The 20,504-nt window shown below is 63.1% G+C and carries 18 protein-coding genes; 12 read left to right on the top strand and 6 right to left on the bottom strand.

The window, feature by feature from the left end; genetic code table 11:
• Positions 1-6: 6 nt before the first annotated feature.
• On the bottom strand, positions 7-1,290 hold the full coding sequence (gabT, locus tag QQL79_RS15755; protein WP_284392505.1) for a 4-aminobutyrate--2-oxoglutarate transaminase: 1,284 nt from the start codon (positions 1,288-1,290) through the stop codon (positions 7-9).
• A 104-nt stretch (positions 1,291-1,394) separates the two neighbouring features.
• On the opposite strand from gabT, the gene QQL79_RS15760 reads away from it, so the two are divergent.
• From QQL79_RS15760 to QQL79_RS15800, 9 genes are all read left to right on the top strand, one after another.
• Positions 1,395-2,288, top strand: coding sequence for a LysR substrate-binding domain-containing protein (locus QQL79_RS15760; protein ID WP_284392507.1), 894 nt, complete (start codon positions 1,395-1,397; stop codon positions 2,286-2,288).
• Between the two features lie 277 nt (positions 2,289-2,565).
• Complete coding sequence (locus QQL79_RS15765; protein WP_284392509.1) at positions 2,566-3,318, top strand: gamma-glutamyl-gamma-aminobutyrate hydrolase family protein; 753 nt, start codon at positions 2,566-2,568, stop codon at positions 3,316-3,318.
• A 304-nt stretch (positions 3,319-3,622) separates the two neighbouring features.
• Positions 3,623-4,096, top strand: coding sequence for a DUF3830 family protein (locus QQL79_RS15770; protein ID WP_284392511.1), 474 nt, complete (start codon positions 3,623-3,625; stop codon positions 4,094-4,096).
• 55 nt (positions 4,097-4,151) lie between these two features.
• On the top strand, positions 4,152-5,186 hold the full coding sequence (locus tag QQL79_RS15775; RefSeq protein WP_284392513.1) for an ABC transporter substrate-binding protein: 1,035 nt from the start codon (positions 4,152-4,154) through the stop codon (positions 5,184-5,186).
• Between the two features lie 447 nt (positions 5,187-5,633).
• Positions 5,634-6,452 carry an ABC transporter permease gene (locus tag QQL79_RS15780; protein WP_284392514.1) on the top strand — a complete coding sequence of 273 codons (819 nt, stop codon included), beginning with the start codon at positions 5,634-5,636 and terminating at the stop codon, positions 6,450-6,452.
• Positions 6,445-7,248 carry an ABC transporter permease gene (locus QQL79_RS15785; protein WP_284392515.1) on the top strand — a complete coding sequence of 268 codons (804 nt, stop codon included), beginning with the start codon at positions 6,445-6,447 and terminating at the stop codon, positions 7,246-7,248. The genes QQL79_RS15780 and QQL79_RS15785 overlap by 8 nt, the downstream gene beginning before the upstream one ends.
• A gap of 3 nt (positions 7,249-7,251) precedes the next feature.
• Positions 7,252-8,295, top strand: a complete 1,044-nt coding sequence (locus QQL79_RS15790) for an ABC transporter ATP-binding protein (RefSeq protein ID WP_284392516.1) — start codon at positions 7,252-7,254, stop codon at positions 8,293-8,295.
• A gap of 97 nt (positions 8,296-8,392) precedes the next feature.
• Entirely contained in the window at positions 8,393-9,823 is a 1,431-nt protein-coding gene (locus tag QQL79_RS15795; RefSeq protein WP_284392517.1) for an aminobutyraldehyde dehydrogenase, read from the top strand.
• Between the two features lie 181 nt (positions 9,824-10,004).
• Complete coding sequence (locus tag QQL79_RS15800; RefSeq protein ID WP_284392518.1) at positions 10,005-10,991, top strand: LysR family transcriptional regulator; 987 nt, start codon at positions 10,005-10,007, stop codon at positions 10,989-10,991.
• Between the two features lie 119 nt (positions 10,992-11,110).
• Here the strand turns inward: QQL79_RS15800 and QQL79_RS15805 are convergent, their stop codons facing one another.
• The 5 genes from QQL79_RS15805 to cyoA form a co-directional block, all read right to left on the bottom strand.
• Positions 11,111-11,854, bottom strand: coding sequence for an SURF1 family protein (locus QQL79_RS15805; protein WP_284392519.1), 744 nt, complete (start codon positions 11,852-11,854; stop codon positions 11,111-11,113).
• Between the two features lie 131 nt (positions 11,855-11,985).
• Positions 11,986-12,402 (bottom strand): cytochrome o ubiquinol oxidase subunit IV, encoded by a 417-nt coding sequence (gene cyoD, locus QQL79_RS15810; RefSeq protein ID WP_284392520.1) that lies wholly within the window; start codon positions 12,400-12,402, stop codon positions 11,986-11,988.
• The gene (gene cyoC, locus QQL79_RS15815; RefSeq protein ID WP_284392521.1) at positions 12,399-13,028 is read right to left on the bottom strand and encodes a cytochrome o ubiquinol oxidase subunit III; all 630 of its coding nucleotides are present in this window, start codon (positions 13,026-13,028) and stop codon (positions 12,399-12,401) included. The genes cyoD and cyoC overlap by 4 nt, the downstream gene beginning before the upstream one ends.
• Position 13,029: 1 nt before the next feature.
• Complete coding sequence (gene cyoB, locus QQL79_RS15820) at positions 13,030-15,027, bottom strand: cytochrome o ubiquinol oxidase subunit I (protein ID WP_284392522.1); 1,998 nt, start codon at positions 15,025-15,027, stop codon at positions 13,030-13,032.
• A complete protein-coding gene (gene cyoA, locus QQL79_RS15825) occupies positions 15,024-16,220 on the bottom strand; it encodes a ubiquinol oxidase subunit II (RefSeq protein WP_284392908.1) in 1,197 nt (398 codons plus the stop codon). The genes cyoB and cyoA overlap by 4 nt, the downstream gene beginning before the upstream one ends.
• 217 nt (positions 16,221-16,437) lie before the next feature.
• Here cyoA and QQL79_RS15830 point away from each other — a divergent pair, with 217 nt between their 5' ends.
• The 3 genes from QQL79_RS15830 to kdpA all read left to right on the top strand — a co-directional run bounded on the left by QQL79_RS15830 (position 16,438) and on the right by kdpA (position 20,500).
• Complete coding sequence (locus tag QQL79_RS15830) at positions 16,438-17,766, top strand: MFS transporter (RefSeq protein ID WP_284392523.1); 1,329 nt, start codon at positions 16,438-16,440, stop codon at positions 17,764-17,766.
• Between the two features lie 915 nt (positions 17,767-18,681).
• On the top strand, positions 18,682-18,774 hold the full coding sequence (kdpF, locus tag QQL79_RS15835) for a K(+)-transporting ATPase subunit F (protein WP_170848331.1): 93 nt from the start codon (positions 18,682-18,684) through the stop codon (positions 18,772-18,774).
• Between the two features lie 16 nt (positions 18,775-18,790).
• Complete coding sequence (gene kdpA / locus QQL79_RS15840; protein ID WP_284392524.1) at positions 18,791-20,500, top strand: potassium-transporting ATPase subunit KdpA; 1,710 nt, start codon at positions 18,791-18,793, stop codon at positions 20,498-20,500.
• The last annotated feature ends 4 nt before the right edge of the window (positions 20,501-20,504 follow it).

The following is a 20,504-nucleotide window of genomic DNA, read 5'->3' on the forward strand; positions in this document are numbered from 1 at the left end:
GACCTCCTATTCGATATGAGCCGCGACAAGGGCTTTTTCGAGCTTGGCCAGGCCTTCGGCCAGCACGGCGTCGGAAATGGTCAGCGGATTGAGAACGCGGATGGTGTTGCCATGGATGCCGCAGGACAACAATACGAGGCCCTCGTCGAGCGCTGATGCAATGACCCGTTTGGTCGCGGCGGCATCGGGTGCGCCCTGGCGGTCGAGAATGTCGAAAGCGATCATGGCGCCGGGGCCGCGAATGGCCGCGATTGGTACGGCGTTTTTATTATTCGCTATATTTTGCAATGACTTACGAATTTCATCGCCGATGATATCGGCGCGCTGCAGCAGGCCTTCCCCGGCGATGACGTCGAGGACAGCGAGGGCCGCGGCGCAGGCGACGGGGCTGCCGGCATAGGTGCCGCCCAGCCCGCCCGGCTCGGCCGCATCCATGATGGAGGCCCGGCCGATGACACCCGACAGCGGGAAGCCGCCGGCCAGCGACTTGGCTACGGTCACCAGGTCAGGCTCGACGCCGGAATGCTCGATGCCGAACATTTTTCCGGTGCGGGCAAAGCCGGTCTGCACTTCATCGGCGATCAGGACGATGCCGTGGGTGTCGCAGGTTTTGCGCAGAGTCTGCAGCAATTCGGTGGGGGCGGGGAGAAAGCCGCCTTCGCCCTGCACCGGCTCGATGATGATGGCGGCGACGTCACTGGGGGATATGTCGGCGCGGAACAGGGTTTCGAGCGCCTTGAGCGTATCGGAAACGCTGACGCCATGGCTCGACGCCGGGAAGGGCAGATGGTAGATGGCGGGCGGGGCGACACCGAACTTGACCTTATAGGGCGCGACCTTGCCGGTGAGCGCCATGGTCAGCGTGGTGCGGCCGTGAAAGCCGCCGCTAAAGGCGATGACGCCGGGACGGCCGGTAGCGGCGCGGGCGATTTTGACTGCGTTTTCAACGGCTTCCGCGCCGGTCGAAAGCAGCAGCGACTTGGCCGGGGCTTTGAACGGGGCCAGCGCATTGAGCTTTTCGCAGAGCTCCACATAGGGCTCATAGGGCAGGATCTGGAAGGCGGTGTGGGTGAACCGCTCGAGCTGCGCGGCCACGGCGGCCATCACCTTGGGGTGGCGGTGACCGGTATTGAGCACGGCAATGCCGCCGGCAAAATCGATATAGCGCTTGCCCTCGATATCCCAGATTTCGGCGTTTTCGGCGCGCTGGGGATAAACGGGAAAGGCATTGGCAAGACCGCGCGGGATGGCGGCCATGCGGCGGTTCTGCAGGGCAGCATTGGACTGCATTTGTGTCACTCACAGGGGCAATTGGTTAGCAGACTGTTAGCCTCCAGCGTAGCATCGGAGTAGCAGATTGATTTGGGCAGAGTGGTGCATTAAAGCTTCCACTCATGAGTGCCGATGGACCGAACCTGCCACCCCTGATCATGCTGCGCGCCTTCGAGGCGGTGGCCCGCATGGGCAGCATGCGCAAGGCGGCCGACGATATCGGGGTGAGCCACACCGTGGTGAGCCGGCATGTGCGCAATCTCGAACATTGGCTGGGACAGGCCCTGGTGACAGCGACGCCGCGGGGGGTGGTGCTGACGGCACAGGGCGAGGCGCTGTTCGCCGCGACCAGCCGGGCCTTTCGCATCATCGCCAATGCGGCGGCCGAGTTGCGCCCGGCCTCGCGCCGAACGTCCTTGCGCATCTGGTGCATGCCGGGGCTGGCGACGCGCTGGCTGACGCCGCGCCTCTCGGCGATCGAGGCGGCCATGGGCAATGTCGATTTCAGCCTGCGGGCCATCGACCGGCTGCCGGACTTTGCCGCGGGCGAAGCCGACCTGATGATCGGCTTTGGCAGTTTCGACCGCTTGCCGCCGGGGGCCGAACGATTGCTGATGCCGCGCATGTTTCCGGCGGCAAGCCCGGACTGGATCGCACGGCATGGCGCGCCCAAGGACCTCAGCGAACTGGCGCGGGCGCCGCTGATCCACGAGGAGAGCCGGCAGCAATGGACCGACTGGTTCGAGGCCATGGGGTTTGCCCTGCGCGGGGAATTGCGGGGCCCAAGGCTCTGGGACGCCAATCTGGGGTTCGACGCGGCGCTGGCGGGGCAAGGCATTGCGCTGGTGACGCGGCTCACCGCGGGGGCGGAGATCGACGATGGACGGCTGGTGGAGATTTTGACCAGCACGGTGCGGCTGGGGGGCTATTATCTGGTCAAGGCCCCGCAGCGGGTAGATGATCCCGTGCTGGCGCGGTTCGAGCGCTGGCTGGAGGAGAATTTGCCGCTGGATTGAGGGCGCGATGCAGCCACCATCATCAATCGCTTTCCTCGGGCTTGACCCGAGGATCACTCGCCACTTGTGCCGTGTTGGGCCCTCGGGTCGAGCCCGAGGGAGAACTGTGGGGAGGAGGGTTTCGGGGCAAGTAGCGGTTTTCGCGCGCTTGCGCGAGCGCGTGATTTTGGGGGCTGCGCTGGCGCTGTCCAGTCCGGTTTGGCGAATTGTGCGGCTTGACGGGACGGGTTGGCAAACCGACGTTTAGGACAGTGCTCTTCAACCATTCGCAGCCATCATGACCAGTTCCGCCAAACCCGTTATCGGGGTTATTTCCAACCATATTGTCGAGGACGAGGGCGCCTATATCGTCAAGGCGCGCTATGTTGATGCCGTGGCGCGTCATGCCGATGCGGTGCCGCTAATCTGTCCGGCGCTGGAGGATATTCGCGATGCGGCGGCGATGGTGGGGCGGCTCGATGCGCTGCTGCTGACGGGGGCTACCTCCAATATCGAGCCGGCGCGCTATGGGGCGGCGGCGGGGCGCGCGCCATTCGATCCGGCGCGGGATGGGATGGCGGCCGCACTGATCGCGGCGGCGATTGCGGCGGGCAAGCCGGTGTTCGGGATTTGCCGGGGCCTGCAGGAAATCAATGTGGCGCTGGGCGGCACGCTGGTGGACCAGCGCGACGGCTCGAACCAGCAGGTGCTTCACCATGCGCCCGAGGGGGCGGAGCTCGACGCCATGTTCGCCTATGGCCATGAGGTGGAGGTGGTGCCCGGCACGCCTTTGGCGGCGATTGCCGGGGAGAAGAAACTGGCGGTCAACAGCGTGCATTTCCAGACCATTGGCAAGCTCGGCGCGGGACTGGTGGTCAATGCGCGAGCCAGCGATGGCGTGGTGGAGGCCGTGTCATCAACCGGCACGGCGGCGCCGGTGCTGGCGGTGCAATGGCACCCCGAATGGCGGCCCGAGGGACGAGCGCATGATCTGGCGTTCTGGCGGAATGTGGGGGAGATTTCGCGGCAATATGCGGGGCTGCGCGCTTAGGGCGAAGGACCGGTCTCACAATCCGCCACGATGTCATTCCGGCGCAGGCCGGAATCCATGCTGAAGGTTATCCCCACGCTGGATGCAAGCGGGGTACCACGGACATGGATCCCGGCCTGCGCCGGGATGACATCGGGGTTGGGGTGAGGTTGGGGCGAAGCTCCAGACCCGCAACGCCCCCTCCCATCTTCCCCGTCACTACCGTCCTCCGATAAAAATCCATTATCGATTGAATTTTGAATCGGAATTGGACAGGGGCGCGGGAAGGCCTTTGATTGTGGCGTCCAACCAAGTTATGGCCACTATGTCCGACAAGAAATTCTATCTCAAATTCGTCGATGCCAATGTGCAGGGCATCATTACGCTTTATTGGGACCACGCCCCCAAGACCTGCGAGGCGCTGTGGAATGCGCTCGAAACGCCGATCCAGTGGAAGGCCACTCACGCCATGTTCTCGGGCCCCGAGATCATGATGGGCCTGCCCGAGACGCATCGCAATTTCGACCCGACCGCGCTGCCGCCGGAAAACCAGACCATCATCCCCGAAGTGGGCGAGCTGCTCTGGTATTATCAGCCCAAGAACTTCTTCAAGATCGATCCGAGCGAGTTCTGGGAAATCGGCATGTTCTATGGCGTGGGCGGCCGCACGTTCGGCCCCACCGGTTGGATTCCATGCACCTATTTCGGCAAGATGACCGAGAATCTGGACGCGGTGGCCGAACAATGCCGCCTGATCCGCATCGAAGGCGCCAAGACGGTCGAAATCGGCCGGCTCTAACGCTTCAGGCCGGGCAGAACGCCCGGCCCAAACGCATTCAGCAAGGGGAACGCAAATGAAGACAACACTCGGCACAGCCGTTCTGGGCATCTCGGCCCTGCTCGGCAGCACTGCCTTCGCGCAGGACAATACGCTCACCATCAATTCCTTCGGCGGCGCTTATGAAGAGGCGCATCGCGCCTGCGTCATCGCCCCGTTCGAAGCGGAAACCGGCGCCAAGGTCAATGTCGTCACCGCCTATTCGGCCGACGCCTTCGCCCAGCTGCGCGCCCAAAAGGCAGCGCCGCAATTCGACGTGATCCATTTTTCGGGCGGCCAGGAAATCGTCGCAGCGGCTGAGGGGCTGCTGGCGCCGATCGACAAGGCGAGCCTCACCAACGAACCCGACCTCTACGACTTCGCCAAGAAGGACCTCGCCAATGGCCAGGGCCCGGCCTATTCGATCGCGGCTATCGGGCTGGTCTACAATACCGAAGCGGTGCCCAGCGCGCCGACCAAGTGGGCCGACCTGTTCAACCCCGAATATGGCGAGCACCTGGTGCTGACCGATATTTCCAACGGCTATGGCATGCTGAGCTTTTTGATGCTCAACCAGGTGCGCGGCGGCGATCTCAGCAATGTCCAGCCGGGGCTCGATGCAGTCAAGGAATTGCTGGCGGCCGGGGCAATCGTGGTGTCGACGTCGCCGGAAATCCAGCAGGAATTCGCCCAGAACGACGCCTGGATCGCGCCTTACGCCTCGGACTATGCCTTTACGCTGCGTGCAGCCGGGCTGCCCTCGGGGTTCGTCCAGGGCGAGGAAGGCACGCCTGCCAGCTATATCACGGCAAACCTGGTCGCCGGGCGGCCCAATAGCGAATTGGCGCTGAAGTTCATCGACCTCGAAATCTCGGCCGAGGCGCAGAAGTGCTTTGCCGAAGCGCTGCGCTATTCGCCCACCAATTCCAAGACCGAACTCAGCGACGACGTGGCCGCGGACGTGGCCTATGGCGAAGCCGGCGTGGCGGGCCTGATCCGGTTCGACCCGGCAACCATCGAAGCCTTCCGCACCGCCTGGGTGGAAGAGTGGAACAAGGCTATCGCGCAGTAGGGTTTGCCCCGAGATCCGGGGCTTCCAACACCCCTCCCCGACCCTCCCCGTCAAGGGGAGGGTGAATCCGGTGGATGCGGCGGGATATTGCCACACTGCTTCTCACCGGCACTGCCATGCTGGCGAGACGATCCGGGTGAGGTTCTCCCTCGCTTGCCCGGATTGCGGGCCTCTTCGCCCCCAATATGAAGAGGCCCGCCCCTTTTCTCATTTGCCCTGGGGCTTCGCGAACTTTCTTCTCCCCCACAGTGTCATCCCCGCGAAAATGGGGACCTCTGTTGGCGATGGGACAGAAGAAAACGGAGGTTCCCGCTTTCGCGGGAATGACACCGTGGTTGGTTGGGGCATAGGAGATGACGTCGGCGGCGGTGCCAGAGCACAGTTTGCCGGATTCCCAACAGCCTCTAGACTACGCTCGATTTTCGACCCAAGGAAAACCGCACCGCAATGAATGACCGCACAGAAAATCTGCTGCTGGCCCTTCCGGGACTTCTGCTGCTGGTACTGGCCTTCTTCCTGCCCATCGGGCAGATGCTGGTGCTTTCGGTCACCGGGCCCGATGGCCCGCTGGCGCCCTTTGCGCGGTTTCTGGGCGATCCGTTCTATCTGGGTATTCTGTGGCGCACGGTGCGGCTGTCGCTGCTGATCACGCTGATCTGTGGCGCGATCGGATTTCCGCTGGCCTATATCATGACCAAGGTGGGACCCAAGACCCGGCTGTGGCTGGTGGTCATGGTCATCCTGCCGCTGATGACGAGCGTGGTGGTGCGCACGTTCGGCTGGATGGTGCTGCTGAGCCGCAGCGGGCTCATTCCCGAAATGCTGCGCGACATGGGGCTGGTGGGCCGCAATTTCGCGTTGATGCAGACCGAAAGCGCCATTGTCATCGGCATGGTGCAGGTGCTGCTGCCGTTCATGACGCTCTCCATCCTGGGCGTGCTGACGCGGATCGACGGGCGGCTGGAAGAGGCGGCGCGGACCATGGGCTGCTCGTTCCTGCAGACCATCCGCATGGTGGTATTGCCGCTGGCGCTGCCAGGGATCGTGGCGGGGTCGCTATTGTGCTTCACGCTGTCGGCCAGTTCGTTCGTGACGCCGAACCTCTTGGGTGGCACGCGCATCCAGGTGCTGGCGGCCTCGATCTATAAATCGGTGACGGCGACGCCGGACTGGCCCTTCGCGGCGGCGCAGGCGGTGATCCTGTTTGCCGGGATCGCGCTGGTGCTGGTGCCCTATATCAAGATGACAGGGGGCAAGAATGGTTAAGTCGGTTCCCACCTGGCTGCGGATTGCGGGCGTGGTGTTCGTGCTGCTGACCGCGCTGATCCTGCTGGCGCCGCTGATCGTGGTGGTGGGCGTTTCGGTGTCGGAAAGCCAGTTCATCGCCTTTCCGCCCAATGGGCTGAGCCTACGCTGGTACAACCAGGTGCTGTCGTCCAATGCCTATCTCAATGCAGGGTGGATCAGTCTGCAGATCGCGGTGATGGTGACGGTGCTGGCGACGCTGATCGGGGGCGCGGCGGCGATTGCCATTCACCGGCGGCAGCTGCCGTTTTCCGATGTCCTGGCGACGGTATTCCTGTCGCCGCTGGTGCTGCCCACCATCATCTATGCCATCGGCATGCTGATGTTCTGGAGCGCGGCGTTCGGGCCGGTTTCGCCGCTGACGCTGGCGCTGAGCCATACCATTATCGCCCTGCCCTATGTGGTGCGGACCACTTTGGCCGTATTGGCCGAATCCAACCCGTATCTGGAGGAAGCGGCGCGGACCATGGGGGCGAACCGGCTGCAAAGGCTGTGGTTCGTCGTCGTGCCGCAATGCATTCCGGGGCTGGCGGCGGGGGCGTTCTTTGCCTTCAATATTTCGTTCGACGAGGCGGTGCTGTCGCTGTTCCTGCGCGGGCCGACGCTGACCACCCTGCCCGTGCAGATTTACGGCCAGCTCGAATTCTCCCCCGATCCTTCAGTGGCCGCCGTCTCCACCATCATGATTGCCCTGACCATTGTGCTGATCTTCGTGATCGACCGCATGCTGGGGCTGACCAAATTCGCGAGTGCCTGACCCATGGCCAATGTGCGCCTGACTTCGATCCAGAAATCCTTCGCCAAGACGGCGGTGCTGCATGGCATATCGCTCGATATCGCTTCGGGCGAGTTCATCAGCCTGCTCGGCGCCTCGGGCTGCGGCAAGACCACGCTGCTGCGCATCGTGGCGGGGCTTGAAAGCGTCACCGCCGGGGCCGTCGAAATCGATGGGCGCGACGTGACCGGGCTGCCGCCGGAAAAGCGCGACATCGCCATGATGTTTCAATCCTATGCGCTGCTGCCGCATCTGAGCGTGGCCGAAAATGTGCGCTTTCCCCTGCGCATGCGCGGCATCGGCAATCGCGAGCAGCAGGCCGAACAGGTCAAGGCGGCGCTCGAAACCGTGCAGCTGGGGCATCTGGCCGAGCGCAAGCCGCGGCAATTGTCGGGCGGGCAGCAACAGCGCGTGGCTTTGGCGCGGGCGATCGTATCCAGGCCCAAGGTTCTGTTGCTCGACGAGCCGCTGAGCAATCTCGATGCGCGGCTGCGCGAGGACATGCAGGTGGAACTGATCGAAATCCACCAGCGGCTGGGACTGACCACGATTTTCGTGACGCATGACCAGGAAGAGGCACTGAGCCTGTCCGATCGGGTCGTGTTGCTCAATGGCGGGCGGATCGAACAGGTGGGCAATCCGGCCGAGATTTATGGCCAGCCGGCCACCAGCTTTGCCTCCAATTTCATCGGCTCGGCCAATCTGCTGCCCGCCGAAATCGTCGAGGCGGCGGATGGTCCGGTGGCGCGCTTTGCCGATGGCCAGCAATTGGCCTTGGCCAAGAGCGAGACGGCGCGGGGCGCCGCCACGGTGGCGCTGCGCCAGGAAGACCTGACGCTTTCCGCCGATGGCGACGGGCCCAGGGCCAAGGTGCGCACCCGTGTCTTTCTGGGGGCCCGCAACCGCTATGTGATGACCCTGGCCGGGCAGACCCTGCGGGCGCTGACCCCCAACGATCTCAGCTTCGCCGATGGCCAAGACGTCAGCCTATCCATCGATCCCGCCCGCATCCGTGTGATCCGCGATTAGGGCATAGGAAGGCCCCCTCACCCGGCGCTGCGCGCCGACCTCTCCCCCAAGGGAGAGGTGAAGACCGCATCAATGCTTCACTTTCCGGATTTCCGAGATGACTTATGAAACCCGCCTTTTCATCAATGGCGCCTATGTGGCCGGCAATGGCGCGGCGCTGCCCAGCCATGAGCCCGCGACGGGGAAGCTGCTGGCCGAGGTCGCTTCGGCCGATACCGGGCAGATCGACCTGGCGGTGACATCGGCCCATGCTGCCTTTGCCGGCTGGAGCAAGGCGACGCCCAAGGAGCGCAGCCGGGCACTGCTGCGCATTGCCGATGCCATCGAGGCGCAGGCCGCGGCGTTGGCGGATGTTGAGGCGGTCAATGCCGGCAAGCCCTGGCGCTATGTAAAGGCGGGCGAATTGGCCAATGTGGCCGATGTGTTCCGCTTTTTCGGCACGGCGGCGCGCAATGTGCCGGGGACGGCTGCCAATGGTTTTCGCTCGAGCCGGCACACGTCCATTTTGCGGCGTGACCCGCTGGGGGTGATCGCTTCGATCGCGCCCTGGAACTATCCGCTGCTGATGGCAGCCTGGAAGATCGCCCCGGCCGTGGCGGCGGGCAATACCGTCGTGATCAAGCCATCGGAAAATACGCCGCTGAGCCTTTTGCTCCTGGCCTCCATCCTGGGCGAATTCCTGCCCCCCGGCGTGGTCAATGTGGTGACCGGCGACGGTCCCAATGTGGGCCAGGGGCTGATCACCCATCCTCTGGTGCGGATGATTTCGCTGACCGGGGACGTGCGGACCGGACGCGCCGTGCTCAAAGCTGCGGCGGGCGACAGCATCAAGCGGACGCATCTGGAACTGGGCGGCAAGGCGCCGGTCATTGTCTGCGCCGATGCCGATGTGGACAGCCTGGTCGAAACGCTGCGCGAGGCGAGCTTTTACAATGCCGGGCAGGATTGCACGGCCGCCTGCCGGATTTTCGTCGACAAGTCGATTGCGCAAGAGGTTACCGACAAGCTTTCCGGCATGATCGGAAGCCTGGTCTATGGCGCGCCCGAGCGGGACGATGTGGAATTCGGGCCGCTGATCACCGCCGCCCAGCGCGAGCGCGTGGCCGGTTTCGTCGACCGGGCGCGGCAGGCCGGCGCCGATATCGTGGCGGGGGGGCGGGCGCCGGAGGGCGAGGGCTATTATTATCAGCCGACGCTGGTGGCCGCGCCGATTGACGCCGAGATCGTGCAGAAGGAAGTGTTTGGGCCGGTGCTGACCATTACGGCCTTTGACGAGCCCGAGACGGCGCTGGGCTGGGCCAATGCATCGGAATATGGGCTGGCTTCCTCGGTCTGGTCGGCTGACAGCACGCTGGCGATGAACCTTGCCAACCGGCTCGAATATGGGGTGACCTGGGTCAATACCCATGGGGTTTTCGCCACCGAGATGCCGCATGGCGGCATGAAGAATTCGGGCTATGGGTCCGATCTCTCCATGCAGTCGCTGATCGATTATACCCAGGTGCGGCACATTATGGTGGCGTCGTAGATTTTGGGCTGAGGGGTGGGTTGACTGAAATGGTGCCACGCCACGATCGCCTTCCTCGGGCTTGACCCGAGGACCTGTCGGGGCTGGTGCCGTGTTGAAAGAGGCCCTCGGGTCGGGCCCGAGGGAAGCGGCGGTGGGTGGGGAAGGTCAAGCGAACTATCGCACCCGTGGATGTGTGGTCATGCCGAACGTTACCGACCTAAAGAAAAGCCGCACCATGGGCGCCAAGTCTGATAGAGGAAGCGCCATGCGCATTCTCGACATGACGACCTTTGTCGCCTTGGCGCGGCACCGCCATTTTGGCCGGGCTGCCCAGGAATTGCATACGACGCAACCGGCCATTTCGATCCGGCTGGCGGCGATGGAGCAGGAATTCGGCTGCAAGCTGATGCACCGCACCGGGCGCGATTTTGCGCTGACACCGGAGGGCGAGCGGGTGCTCGACACCTTCCGGGCGATCCTTGCTTCCTATGACAATCTCAAGCACGAGCTGGCCGGCCAGACCATGCATGCCGCCAAGGTGGTGCGGATCGGGGCGATCGACTCGGTGTCCTCCACCTGGATGACGCCCTTTGTCGAGGCACTGCATGAGACCTTCCCGACGCTCAAGATCGAATTGACGGTGGAAGGCACCAAGAGCCTGGTCGAAGGCCTCAACAAAGGCGAGTTCGACGTGATCTTTGCCGTCGACCCGGCCATTGGCGACAATTTCCGCAGCTTTACCTCCTGCGTGCTGCAGATGACCTGGGCCGGCTCGCCCAAGATCATCGATCCGGACCGCATCTATAGCGTGGACGATCTGGCCGATATGCCGATCATCACCTTCCCCAAGGACACCCCGCCCTATCGCATGATCGCGCCCTATTTCCAGGACGAGCAGGTGCTGGCGGGGAAATTGACCAGCTCCAATTCGCTGTACTCGATCATCAACCTGCTGATCGACGGGTTCGGCGTGGGAGCCATTCCCACGGTCACCATCAAGCGGGAGCTCAAGATGGGGTTGCTGCATCCGATCCGGGTGACGAAGCGCTTTCCGCCCATGCCGATCATCGGCACCTATCAGGCGACGAGCGAGACCGATTTGATCCGGCGGGTGGTGGAGCAAGCGCGGCTGAGTGCGGCGCTGTTTTGTGCGACTGTGGACCCGAGCATGGCTTGGGTGGATTAGGGGACCGGGCTCTCGTTACCCCCTCCTAGCCTCCCCCTGATAGGGGGAGGGACCGCCTTGTGGTTGGGGCTTGATCGAGCTCCAAGAGTGGAGAGATCCCTCCCCCTATCAGGGGGAGGCTAGGTGGGGGTACTCCGGTCTCGTCGCCCCCGCCGATCCCACAGCACATAGCCAAACGCTGAGATCAGCATGGCGCTCAGGGCGAACCAGGTCAGGGCGTAGACCAGGTGATTGTTGGAAAAGCTGAGCACCGTCAGCCCGCCGATGGGATAGGCCGTGGGATCGGGACCGCGTTCGGCGTCGAGGAAGAAGGGGGCGGTGGGGCCGAGGTTTTTCGCTGCGGCAATCGCCGTCACATCGCGGGAATACCAGCGCTCATCGGCGGGATCGTTGCCGCGCAGGAACGCGCCATCCGGTTCGGTGAGGCGCAAAAGGCCGGTGATCGTCACCTCGCCCTCGGGCGCGGGGTGAGTGGCGGGATCGCGGCGCTCGGGCGGGACGAAGCCGCGATTGACCAGCACGGTTCCGGCACCGCTGACCAATGGCGTCAGCACCCAGAAGCCGGCGCCATAAGCGGTGACGGCTTGCACCAGGGTTTCGTGCGTGGTGTCGAAATGGCCGGTGACGCTGGCATGCTGGTATTCGGCGGTGTCGGGGTCGAAGCTGGCCCAGAAGGCGGGGGCGCCGGCATCGACGGGGTCGGCGTGGATGCGGGTATCCACCGCCGCAATCAGTGCCGTTTTCCAGCTCAATCTTTCCAATTGCCAGACGCCCAGAGCTGCAAATCCGAGCGCGCCCAGCAGGGCTATGGTGCCTATGACCGCGAGTGTACGACGTGAGCGGAACTGCCCCTGACTTGTCATAAAACCACCGGGTCATTCCCGCGCAAGCGGGAACCTCTGTTTGCCTGGCAGACATCCCGAAACGGAGGTTCCCGCTTTCGCGGGAATGACGCCGTGAGTGGGAAGGTCATGGGGGCAAAATTCCACCACAGCTACATCAAGTTCGCCGGGTCCATGGTGTGGCCGGGCATCATATTGGTGTTGAGGTGATACATGACCCAAAGGGAGCCCGAGAGCGCGATGACAACCACGATGATGGTGAAGATCGCCGCCATCATGGTCCAGCCGCCTTCGGACTTGGTGTTCATGTGCAGGAAATAGATCATGTGCACCAGGATCTGCGCCACGCCGAAGGCCATGATGACGAGCGTCGTGATCATCGTGTCGGCAATGACATTGCCCATGACCAGCCAGAAGGGAATGGCGGTCAGGATCACCGAAAGGGCGAAGCCGGTCAGGTAGCTTTTGCGGGTGCCGTGGCTATGGCCATCGCCCACCACGCCCGGATGGGGATGGGCATGGGCGTTTTGGGGGGCGCTGTGGGTGGGGGCGTGGTCGGTCGTGCTCATCGCAGCATTCCCATGAGATAGACGACAGTGAAGACGCCGATCCAGATGACGTCGAGGAAGTGCCAGAACATGGAGAGGCACTGCACGCGGATCTGGTTGGCGGGGATGAGGCCGCGGCGGGCGACCTGCACCATGAGCGTCACCAGCCAGATAATGCCGAAGGTGACGTGGAGGGCGTGGGTGCCCACCAGCACGAAAAAGGCCGAGAGGAAGCCGCTGCGCTGGGGCACGGCGCCCTCATGGATCATGTGGTAGAATTCGTAGAGCGTGAGGCCCAGGAAGACGGCGCCCAACACACCGGTTATGGCCAGCCAGAGCTGGGTGGTGCCCTGCTTGTTCTGCTCCATTTCCAGCATGGCAAAGCCATAGGTGATGGAGGAGAGGAGGAGCGCGGTGGTGCTGACGGCGACGAGCGGCAGGTTGAAGAGATCGGCCGGGGATGGGCCCGCGGCGAAATTGCCGCCCAGCACGCCATAAATGGCGAAGAGGGTGGCAAAGATCAGGCAATCGCTCATCAGGTAGAGCCAGAAACCCAGCATGGTCGAGCCATGGGCGGGGTGCTCATGCGGATCGATATCGTAGAAGGCGACGGCCTCGCCTTCGGCGGTTTGAACCTTGGTGCTCATGTTACTTCACCCCGCCGAGCAATTGGGACCGCGCGCCTTCGGTGGCGGTGACCTCCTCGACCGGGATGTAGAAATCGCGGTCATAATTGAAGGTGTGGAAGATCGCGACCGCCAGAATGGCGAGGAAACTCAGCACGGCCAGCCACCACATGTACCAGATGAGCGCGAAGCCCAGCACGACGCTCAGCCCGGCCAGCACGATGCCGGCCCAGGTATTGCGCGGCATGTGGATGGGGCGGAAGCCCTCCACCGGGCGCTGGGCATTGCGCTTTTTCATATCGGCCCAGGCGTCATTGTCGTGGATCACCGGGGTGAAGGCGAAATTGTAGGCCGGGGGTGGCGAGGAGGTCGCCCATTCGAGCGTCCGCGCATCCCAGGGATCGCCGGTCGTATCCCAATCCTTGTTCTTGCCCAGGATCGAGACGGCGAATTGCATGAGCATAGAGGCGATGCCCAGGGCGATGACGCCGACGCCAATGCCGGCGATGATGAACCAGATCTGCAGGGAGGGATCGTCGAACGTGCGCAGGCGACGGGTGACGCCCATCAGGCCCAGCACATAGAGCGGAGCGAAGGCCAGCCAGAAGCCCACGACCCAGAACCAGAAGCTGAGCTTGCCCCAGAACTGGTTGAGCTTGTAGCCGAAGGCCTTGGGCCACCAGAAATTGATGCCGGCAAAGATGCCGAACAGCACGCCACCGATGATCACATTGTGGAAGTGCGCGACCAGGAACAGCGAATTGTGCAGCACGAAATCGGCGGGCGGCACGGCCAAGAGCACCCCGGTCATGCCGCCAATGGTGAAGGTCAGCATGAAGGCGATGAGCCACATCATGGGCAGCTCGAACCTTATGCGGCCCTTATACATGGTGAAGAGCCAATTGAAGATCTTCGCCCCCGTGGGGATGGAGATGATCATGGTGGTGATGCCGAAGAAGGAATTGACGCTCGCCCCCGACCCCATGGTGAAGAAGTGGTGCAGCCAGACCAGGTAGGAGAGGATGGTGATGACGACCGTGGCATAGACCATGGAGGTGTAGCCGAAGAGGCGCTTGCCCGAGAAGGTCGAGGCGACTTCGGAGAAGATGCCGAAGCAGGGCAGGATGAGGATGTAAACCTCGGGGTGACCCCAGATCCAGATGAGGTTCACATACATCATCGGATTGCCGCCGAAGTCGTTGGTGAAGAAATTGGTGCCGACATAGCGGTCGAGCGCGAGCAAGGTCAGCACCGCCGTCAGCACCGGGAAGGAGGCAACGATCAGCACATTGGTGCAGAGCGAGGTCCAGGTGAAGACGGGCATTTTCATCAGGCCCATGCCGGGCGCGCGCATCTTGACGATGGTGGCGATGAGGTTGACGCCGGACAGGGTGGTACCGACGCCCGCCACTTGCAGGCCCCAGATATAATAATCCACCCCCGAGGCCGGACTATATTCGATGCCCGAAAGGGGCGGATAGGCGAGCCATCCGGTCTGGGCGAATTCGCCGATGAAAAGGCTCATCATGACCAGCACGGCGCCGCCGGCGGTCATCCAGAAGCTGAAATTGTTAAGGAAGGGGAAGCTGACATCGCGCGCGCCGATCTGGAGCGGGACGATATAGTTCATGAAGCCGGTGATGAGCGGCATGGCCACGAAGAAGATCATGATCACGCCGTGGGCGGTGAAGACCTGATCGTAGTGGTGGGCGTTGAGATAGCCTTCCGAGCCGCCAAAGGCCATGGCTTGCTGTAGCCGCATCATGACCGCATCGGCAAAGCCGCGCAGCAGCATGACAATCCCCAGCACCATATACATGATGCCGATCTTCTTGTGGTCGACGCTGGTGAACCACTCTTTCCAGAGATAACCCCAGAGCTTGAAATAGGTCAGCGCGCCGAGCAGGGCGATGCCGCCCAGGGCCACCACGATGAAGGTGGCGACCAGGATAGGCTCGTGCAGGGGAATGACATCCCAGGTGAGCCGGCCGAAGATGAAGGTCCAAAAATCGCTGGTCATAGGGCAGTCGCCGCGCTGGAGTTTTCTAGGGAAGCGGTCTGACCGGCCAGCCAGGACATGGCCGCGGCGGCCGGCGCCTGCAGCGCCGAGGGCGGCGTGAGACCGGCGCCGGTGACAAGGCCCGGCCGGGGCGCGGAGAGCGCGGGGAGCTTTGCCGTCATGGCGATGGCTTCATCGACCGAGCAGAGCGCGGCGACATAGGTCTTTTGCGGGCCAAGGGCGGAGCGGTTGCGCTCGCCGCCGCCGTAAAGCGCGGGGGCGATATTGTCGACACCGGCCAGGCCCAGGCCCCCGCGGGCATCGATCGACATCATCTCGCTCATGCACATCTTGTCGAGTTCGACGCACATATTGACGATGGCCGTATAGAGCCCGTTTTCGACGCCGGCAAAATGGGCGACCGGCACGCGCTCGGTGGGCTTTTCGAGCTCGAGATAGACTTTGCGGTCGAGCTGGGCATCGGCGCCGCGCACATCGGCGATCCATTGGTCGAACCCGGCATCATCGACGCCGCGGAATTCGAAATGCATGCCGGAAAAGCCGTGGCCACTGTAATTGGCGGAAAAGCCCTTGTAGCTGCCGGGGTGGTTGACCACGGCATGAAGGCGCGTCTGCATGCCGGGCATGGCATAGATCTGGCCGGCCAGGGCGGGAATGTAGAAGGAATTCATCACCGACGAGGAGGTCAGCGTGAAGCTGATCGGCCGGTCGACCGGGGCCACCAGTTCATTGAGGCTGGCGATATTGTATTGCGGGTAGATGAAGAGCCATTTCCAATCGAGCGCCACCACTTCCACTTCAAGCGGGGTCATATCGGCGCTGACCGGCCGGTCGGGCGCGATGCGGGCGAGCTGGCGATAGGGATCGAGCAGATGGGTGCCCACCCAGGTGACGGCGCCCAGGCAGATGATGATGGCGAGCGGCGCCGCCCAGATGACCAGTTCGAGATGGGTCGAGTGATCCCAATCGGGCTGATAGTCGGCCCCGGTGTTACCCTGGCGGTATTTGCGGGCAAAAATGATCACCAGCGCCAGCACGGGAATGATGATGAGTAGCATCAGCACGGTGGCGATGAGGATGAGATCGCGCTGCTGAGCGGCGATATCGCCGGCCGGGGCCAGAACCACCGCATTGCAGCCGGCGAGGAGGGCGGCGAGGGGGATAGCCAGGAAAAGTTTGATCAGACGGGACACGTTGCGGGACACTTGGGCGTTCCTCGATGAGGTTTCGCATTTGTCGTCGGCCTATGCCTGTCCAGTGGCAAATGCCATCGGGCATTTTGTCCACTCCCGTTCCGGAGTAGAATAGGGCAAGGGAGAGCTTAACCGTATTGCATTGCGCCGCAAAGAGCCCGTGCGACGCGCCTGGATCGATCGGCACAACCACAAGCAAAACAAGGCATTAGCTCCGATGACAGCTTCGTCCTCAACCATTCCGGAAACGAGCGCCGAGCATGATGCGCGGGTGGTCAACGCCCATCACCGCGCGGTCAATCCGGGCGAAATCGCTGTCGGTGTGATCATCGGTCGCACCTCCGAATTCTTCGATTTCTTCGTCTATGCCATTGCTTCAGTGCTGGTGTTTCCGGCCGTGGTCTTTCCCTATGTGGACCCGCTGACCGGCACGATCCTGTCCTTCGCGGTCTTCGCTTTGGCCTTTATCGCCCGGCCGATCGGCACGGTGATCTTTTCGGCGGTGGACCGCAATTACGGACGCGGGGTCAAGCTGACCATCGCCCTGTTCCTGCTGGGAATTTCGACCGTGGCGGTGGCGTTCCTGCCCAGCGATGGCCAGGTCGGGGCCTTTTCGGTGGCGATCCTGATGCTGTTCCGGTTCGGGCAGGGCATTGCGCTGGCCGGCACCTGGGATGGGCTGGCTTCACTCCTGGCGCTCAATGCGCCGCAGAACAAGCGCGGCTGGTATGCCATGGTGCCGCAATTGGGGGCGCCGATCGGGCTGATCGTCGCCAGTTCGCTGTTTGCCTTTCTGGTCAGCTCGATTTCGGCCGAGGACTTTCTGGCCTGGGGCTGGCGCTATCCGTTCTTCGTGGCCTTTGCCATCAATGTGGTGGCGCTGTTCGCGCGGCTGCGCATCGTGGTGACGCCGGAATATACCGGGCTGTTTGAAAGCGGCGAATTGGAGCCGACCCGCATTCGCGACACGGTGCGCAGCGAGGGCCGCAATATCGTCATCGGGGCTTTCGCGCCGCTGGCGAGCTTTGCCCTGTTCCATATGGTGACGGTGTTTCCGCTCTCCTGGGTGTTTCTCTATACCGATGAAATGCCGGCGCGGTTCCTGGTTATCGAAGCGGCCTCGGCCGTGGTGGGCATTGCCGCGGTGGTGCTGTCGGGCGCCCTGGCCGACCGGGTGGGACGGCGCTGGCTGCTCGGCGCCTCGGCGGTGGGCATTGCCATTTACAGCGTCTTTGCCCCGCTCCTGCTGGGCGCCGGGGACACGGGCGAAATCGTCTATATGGTGGTGGGCTTTATCCTGCTTGGATTGTCGTTCGGGCAATCCTCGGGCGTGGTCGCCGCCAATTTCACCAAGCTCTACCGCTATACCAGCTCGGCCCTGACCTCGGATCTTGCCTGGCTGTTCGGCGCCGGTTTCGCGCCGCTGGTGGCGCTGGTGCTGTCGAGCCAGTTCGGGCTGATCTCCTCGGGGGCGTATCTGCTGTCGGGGGCGGTGTGTACGTTGATTGCGCTGGGGTTGAACCGGCAGCTGGCGGGGCAGAACTAGCGAAAGCGGGGTGGGCATCGTTTGATTTGTGCAAGAGCCCGCCGACCCCCACCCTCAATCCCTCCCCTCAAGGGGGAGGGAGGCGATGGAGCCGATACTCCATATGCCCACCACGAGAACGAGAAACTTGGCCTTCGCCACCCCGTTGCCACCACGTCATTCCCGCGCAAGCGGGAATCCATTCTTGGCTGAGCGTGGTGGAAGAGTGGATTCCCGCCTGCGCGGGAATGACGCCGTGGGTGGGGAGTGATCCAACGCCTTACTCCTCTCCTCTCCTCTCCTCTCCTCTCCTCTCCTCTCCTCTCCTCTCCTCTCCCCTCCTCTCCCCTCCTCTCCTCTCCCCTCCTCTCCCCTCCTCTCCCCTCCTCTCCTCTCCTCTCCCCTCCTCTCCCCTCCTCTCCCCTCCTCTCTCCTCTCTCCTCTCCCCTCCTCACCGCGCTTCCCTCGGGCTTGACCCGAGGGCCGCTCTCAACACGATGCGCGCGGCGAGTGGTCCTCGGGTCGAGCCCGAGGAAGGCGATTGTGTGGAGGATGGATGGTGGGCAGGAGCTGTCATCCGGACTGCGAAAACCCGGTTTGTGCCCTCCTCCTTGCGGGGAGGTTGGGGAGGGGTATCGCGGCTTCCACGAACTCCCTGCCGCTGGATAGCTCGACACCCCCACCCTCGATCCCTCCCCTCAAGGGGGAGGGAGGCGATAGAGCCGATGGCTGCGGGCCTTTTGCCGCCCCGCCCTTACACATTCCTTATGAAATCCTTATGCCGCCGGGCAGCCTTCCGAATGGAAAGCTGATGGGGCAAAGCGCGATGGTGCGGGCCTTCTCATAGGAGACCCAGATGCTCGATCTTGCCTTTATAGGGCTCGGCGCCGGCATATTGGCCGCGCTGGCGGCCTATGCCGTGGCGCTCGGCCGGTTGTGAGCGCCGCCATGCTCATCATTGCTTTCCTCATCGCGCTGGCGCTGGCCGTTTACCTGGTGGTGACGTTGCTGGCGCCCGAGCGCTTCTGATTTTCCGGAGCCAGATATGTCTCTCATTGGCTGGCTGCAGATCGCCCTGGTGCTGATTGCAGTCCTTTTGCTCGCCAAGCCACTCGGCCTCTACATGGCCAAGGTGTTTTCCGGCGAGCGCACCTTCCTCTCCCCCATCCTCTCGCCGGTCGAGCGCGGCTTTTATGCCGTGGCCGGCGTGCGGCCCGAAAAGGAACAGGGCTGGATCGGCTATACGTTCGGCGTCCTGGCCTTCAGCATTACCGGCTTCGTGCTGCTCTATGCCATTCTGCGCCTGCAGAATGTGCTGCCGCTCAATCCGCAAGGCTTTCCAGCCGTGCCCCCGGACCTGGCCTTCAACACCGCGGCCAGCTTTGTGACCAATACCAATTGGCAGAGCTATGGCGGGGAAACCACGATGAGCCATCTCAGCCAGATGCTGGGCCTCACCGTGCAGAATTTCGTTTCGGCCGCCACCGGCATTGCCGTGGCCATGGCGCTGACCCGGGCCTTTATCCGCTCGGGCGTGAGCGAGCTGGGCAATTTCTGGGTCGATCTGACCCGGGCTACGCTTTATGTGCTGCTGCCGCTCGCCATTATCGTGGCGCTGGCCTTTGTGGCGCTGGGCCTGCCGCAGAACCTTGACGCCAGCTTTGCCGCAACGACGCTGGAAGGCGTGCAGCAGACCATTGCCACCGGGCCGGTTGCCAGCCAGGAAGCCATCAAGCAGCTGGGCACCAATGGCGGCGGGTTCTTCAACGTCAATGCCGCCCATCCGTTCGAAAATCCCAATGCCTTCTCGAACTATCTCAACATCATCGCCATGCTCGGCGTGTCGGCTGCGCTGGTCTATACGTTCGGGCAGATGGTGGGCAATCGCCGCCAGGGCTGGGCGCTGATCTCGGTCACCGTGATCCTCCTGGTCATCGGCACCGGGGCGATCTATTGGGCCGAGACCTTCGGCAATCCGCTGCTGACCGCGGTGGGTGTCGATCCCGCTTTGGGCAATATGGAAGGCAAGGAAGTCCGCTTCGGCCAGGCCATGACCGCGCTTTATGCGGCCGTTACCACCGGCCTGTCGGATGGCGGCGTCAATGGCATGCACGGTTCGCTGACCCCCTTGGGGGGCCTGGTCCCCATGTTCCTGATGCAGCTGGGCGAAGTGCTGCCCGGCGGGGTGGGTTCGGGGCTCTATGGCCTCCTGGTCTTTTCCATCCTCGCGGTCTTTGTGGCCGGGCTGATGGTCGGGCGGACGCCGGAGCTGCTGGGCAAGAAGATCGAAGCGCGCGAGATGAAATATGCCATGCTGGCCATTCTCATCCTGCCGCTGACCATTCTGGGCTTTACCGCCATTTCGGCCGTGGCCGAATTCGGCACCAGCTCGATCCTCACCCCCGGCCCGCATGGCTTGAGTGAAATTCTCTACGCCTATACGTCGGCAGCGGCGAATAACGGCTCGGCCTTTGGCGGGCTCACGGCCAATACCCCCTGGTACAATACCACGCTTGGCATCGCCATGATGCTGGGGCGCTTCGCCTATCTCGTGCCGGTGCTGGCCATTGCCGGTGCGCTGGTCACCAAGCCGCGCGTGCCAGCCTCTTCGGGCACTTTCCCGACCGACAGGCCGCTCTTTGTAGGCCTATTGATCGGCATCATCCTCATCATGGGCGGGCTGCAATTCTTCCCGGCCCTGGCTCTTGGACCCATTGTCGAGCATTTCGTCATGCTGGCCGGGCAGAGCTTCTAGGAAA

This window comes from Devosia yakushimensis (genome assembly GCF_030159855.1).
GTDB lineage: Bacteria > Pseudomonadota > Alphaproteobacteria > Rhizobiales > Devosiaceae > Devosia > Devosia yakushimensis.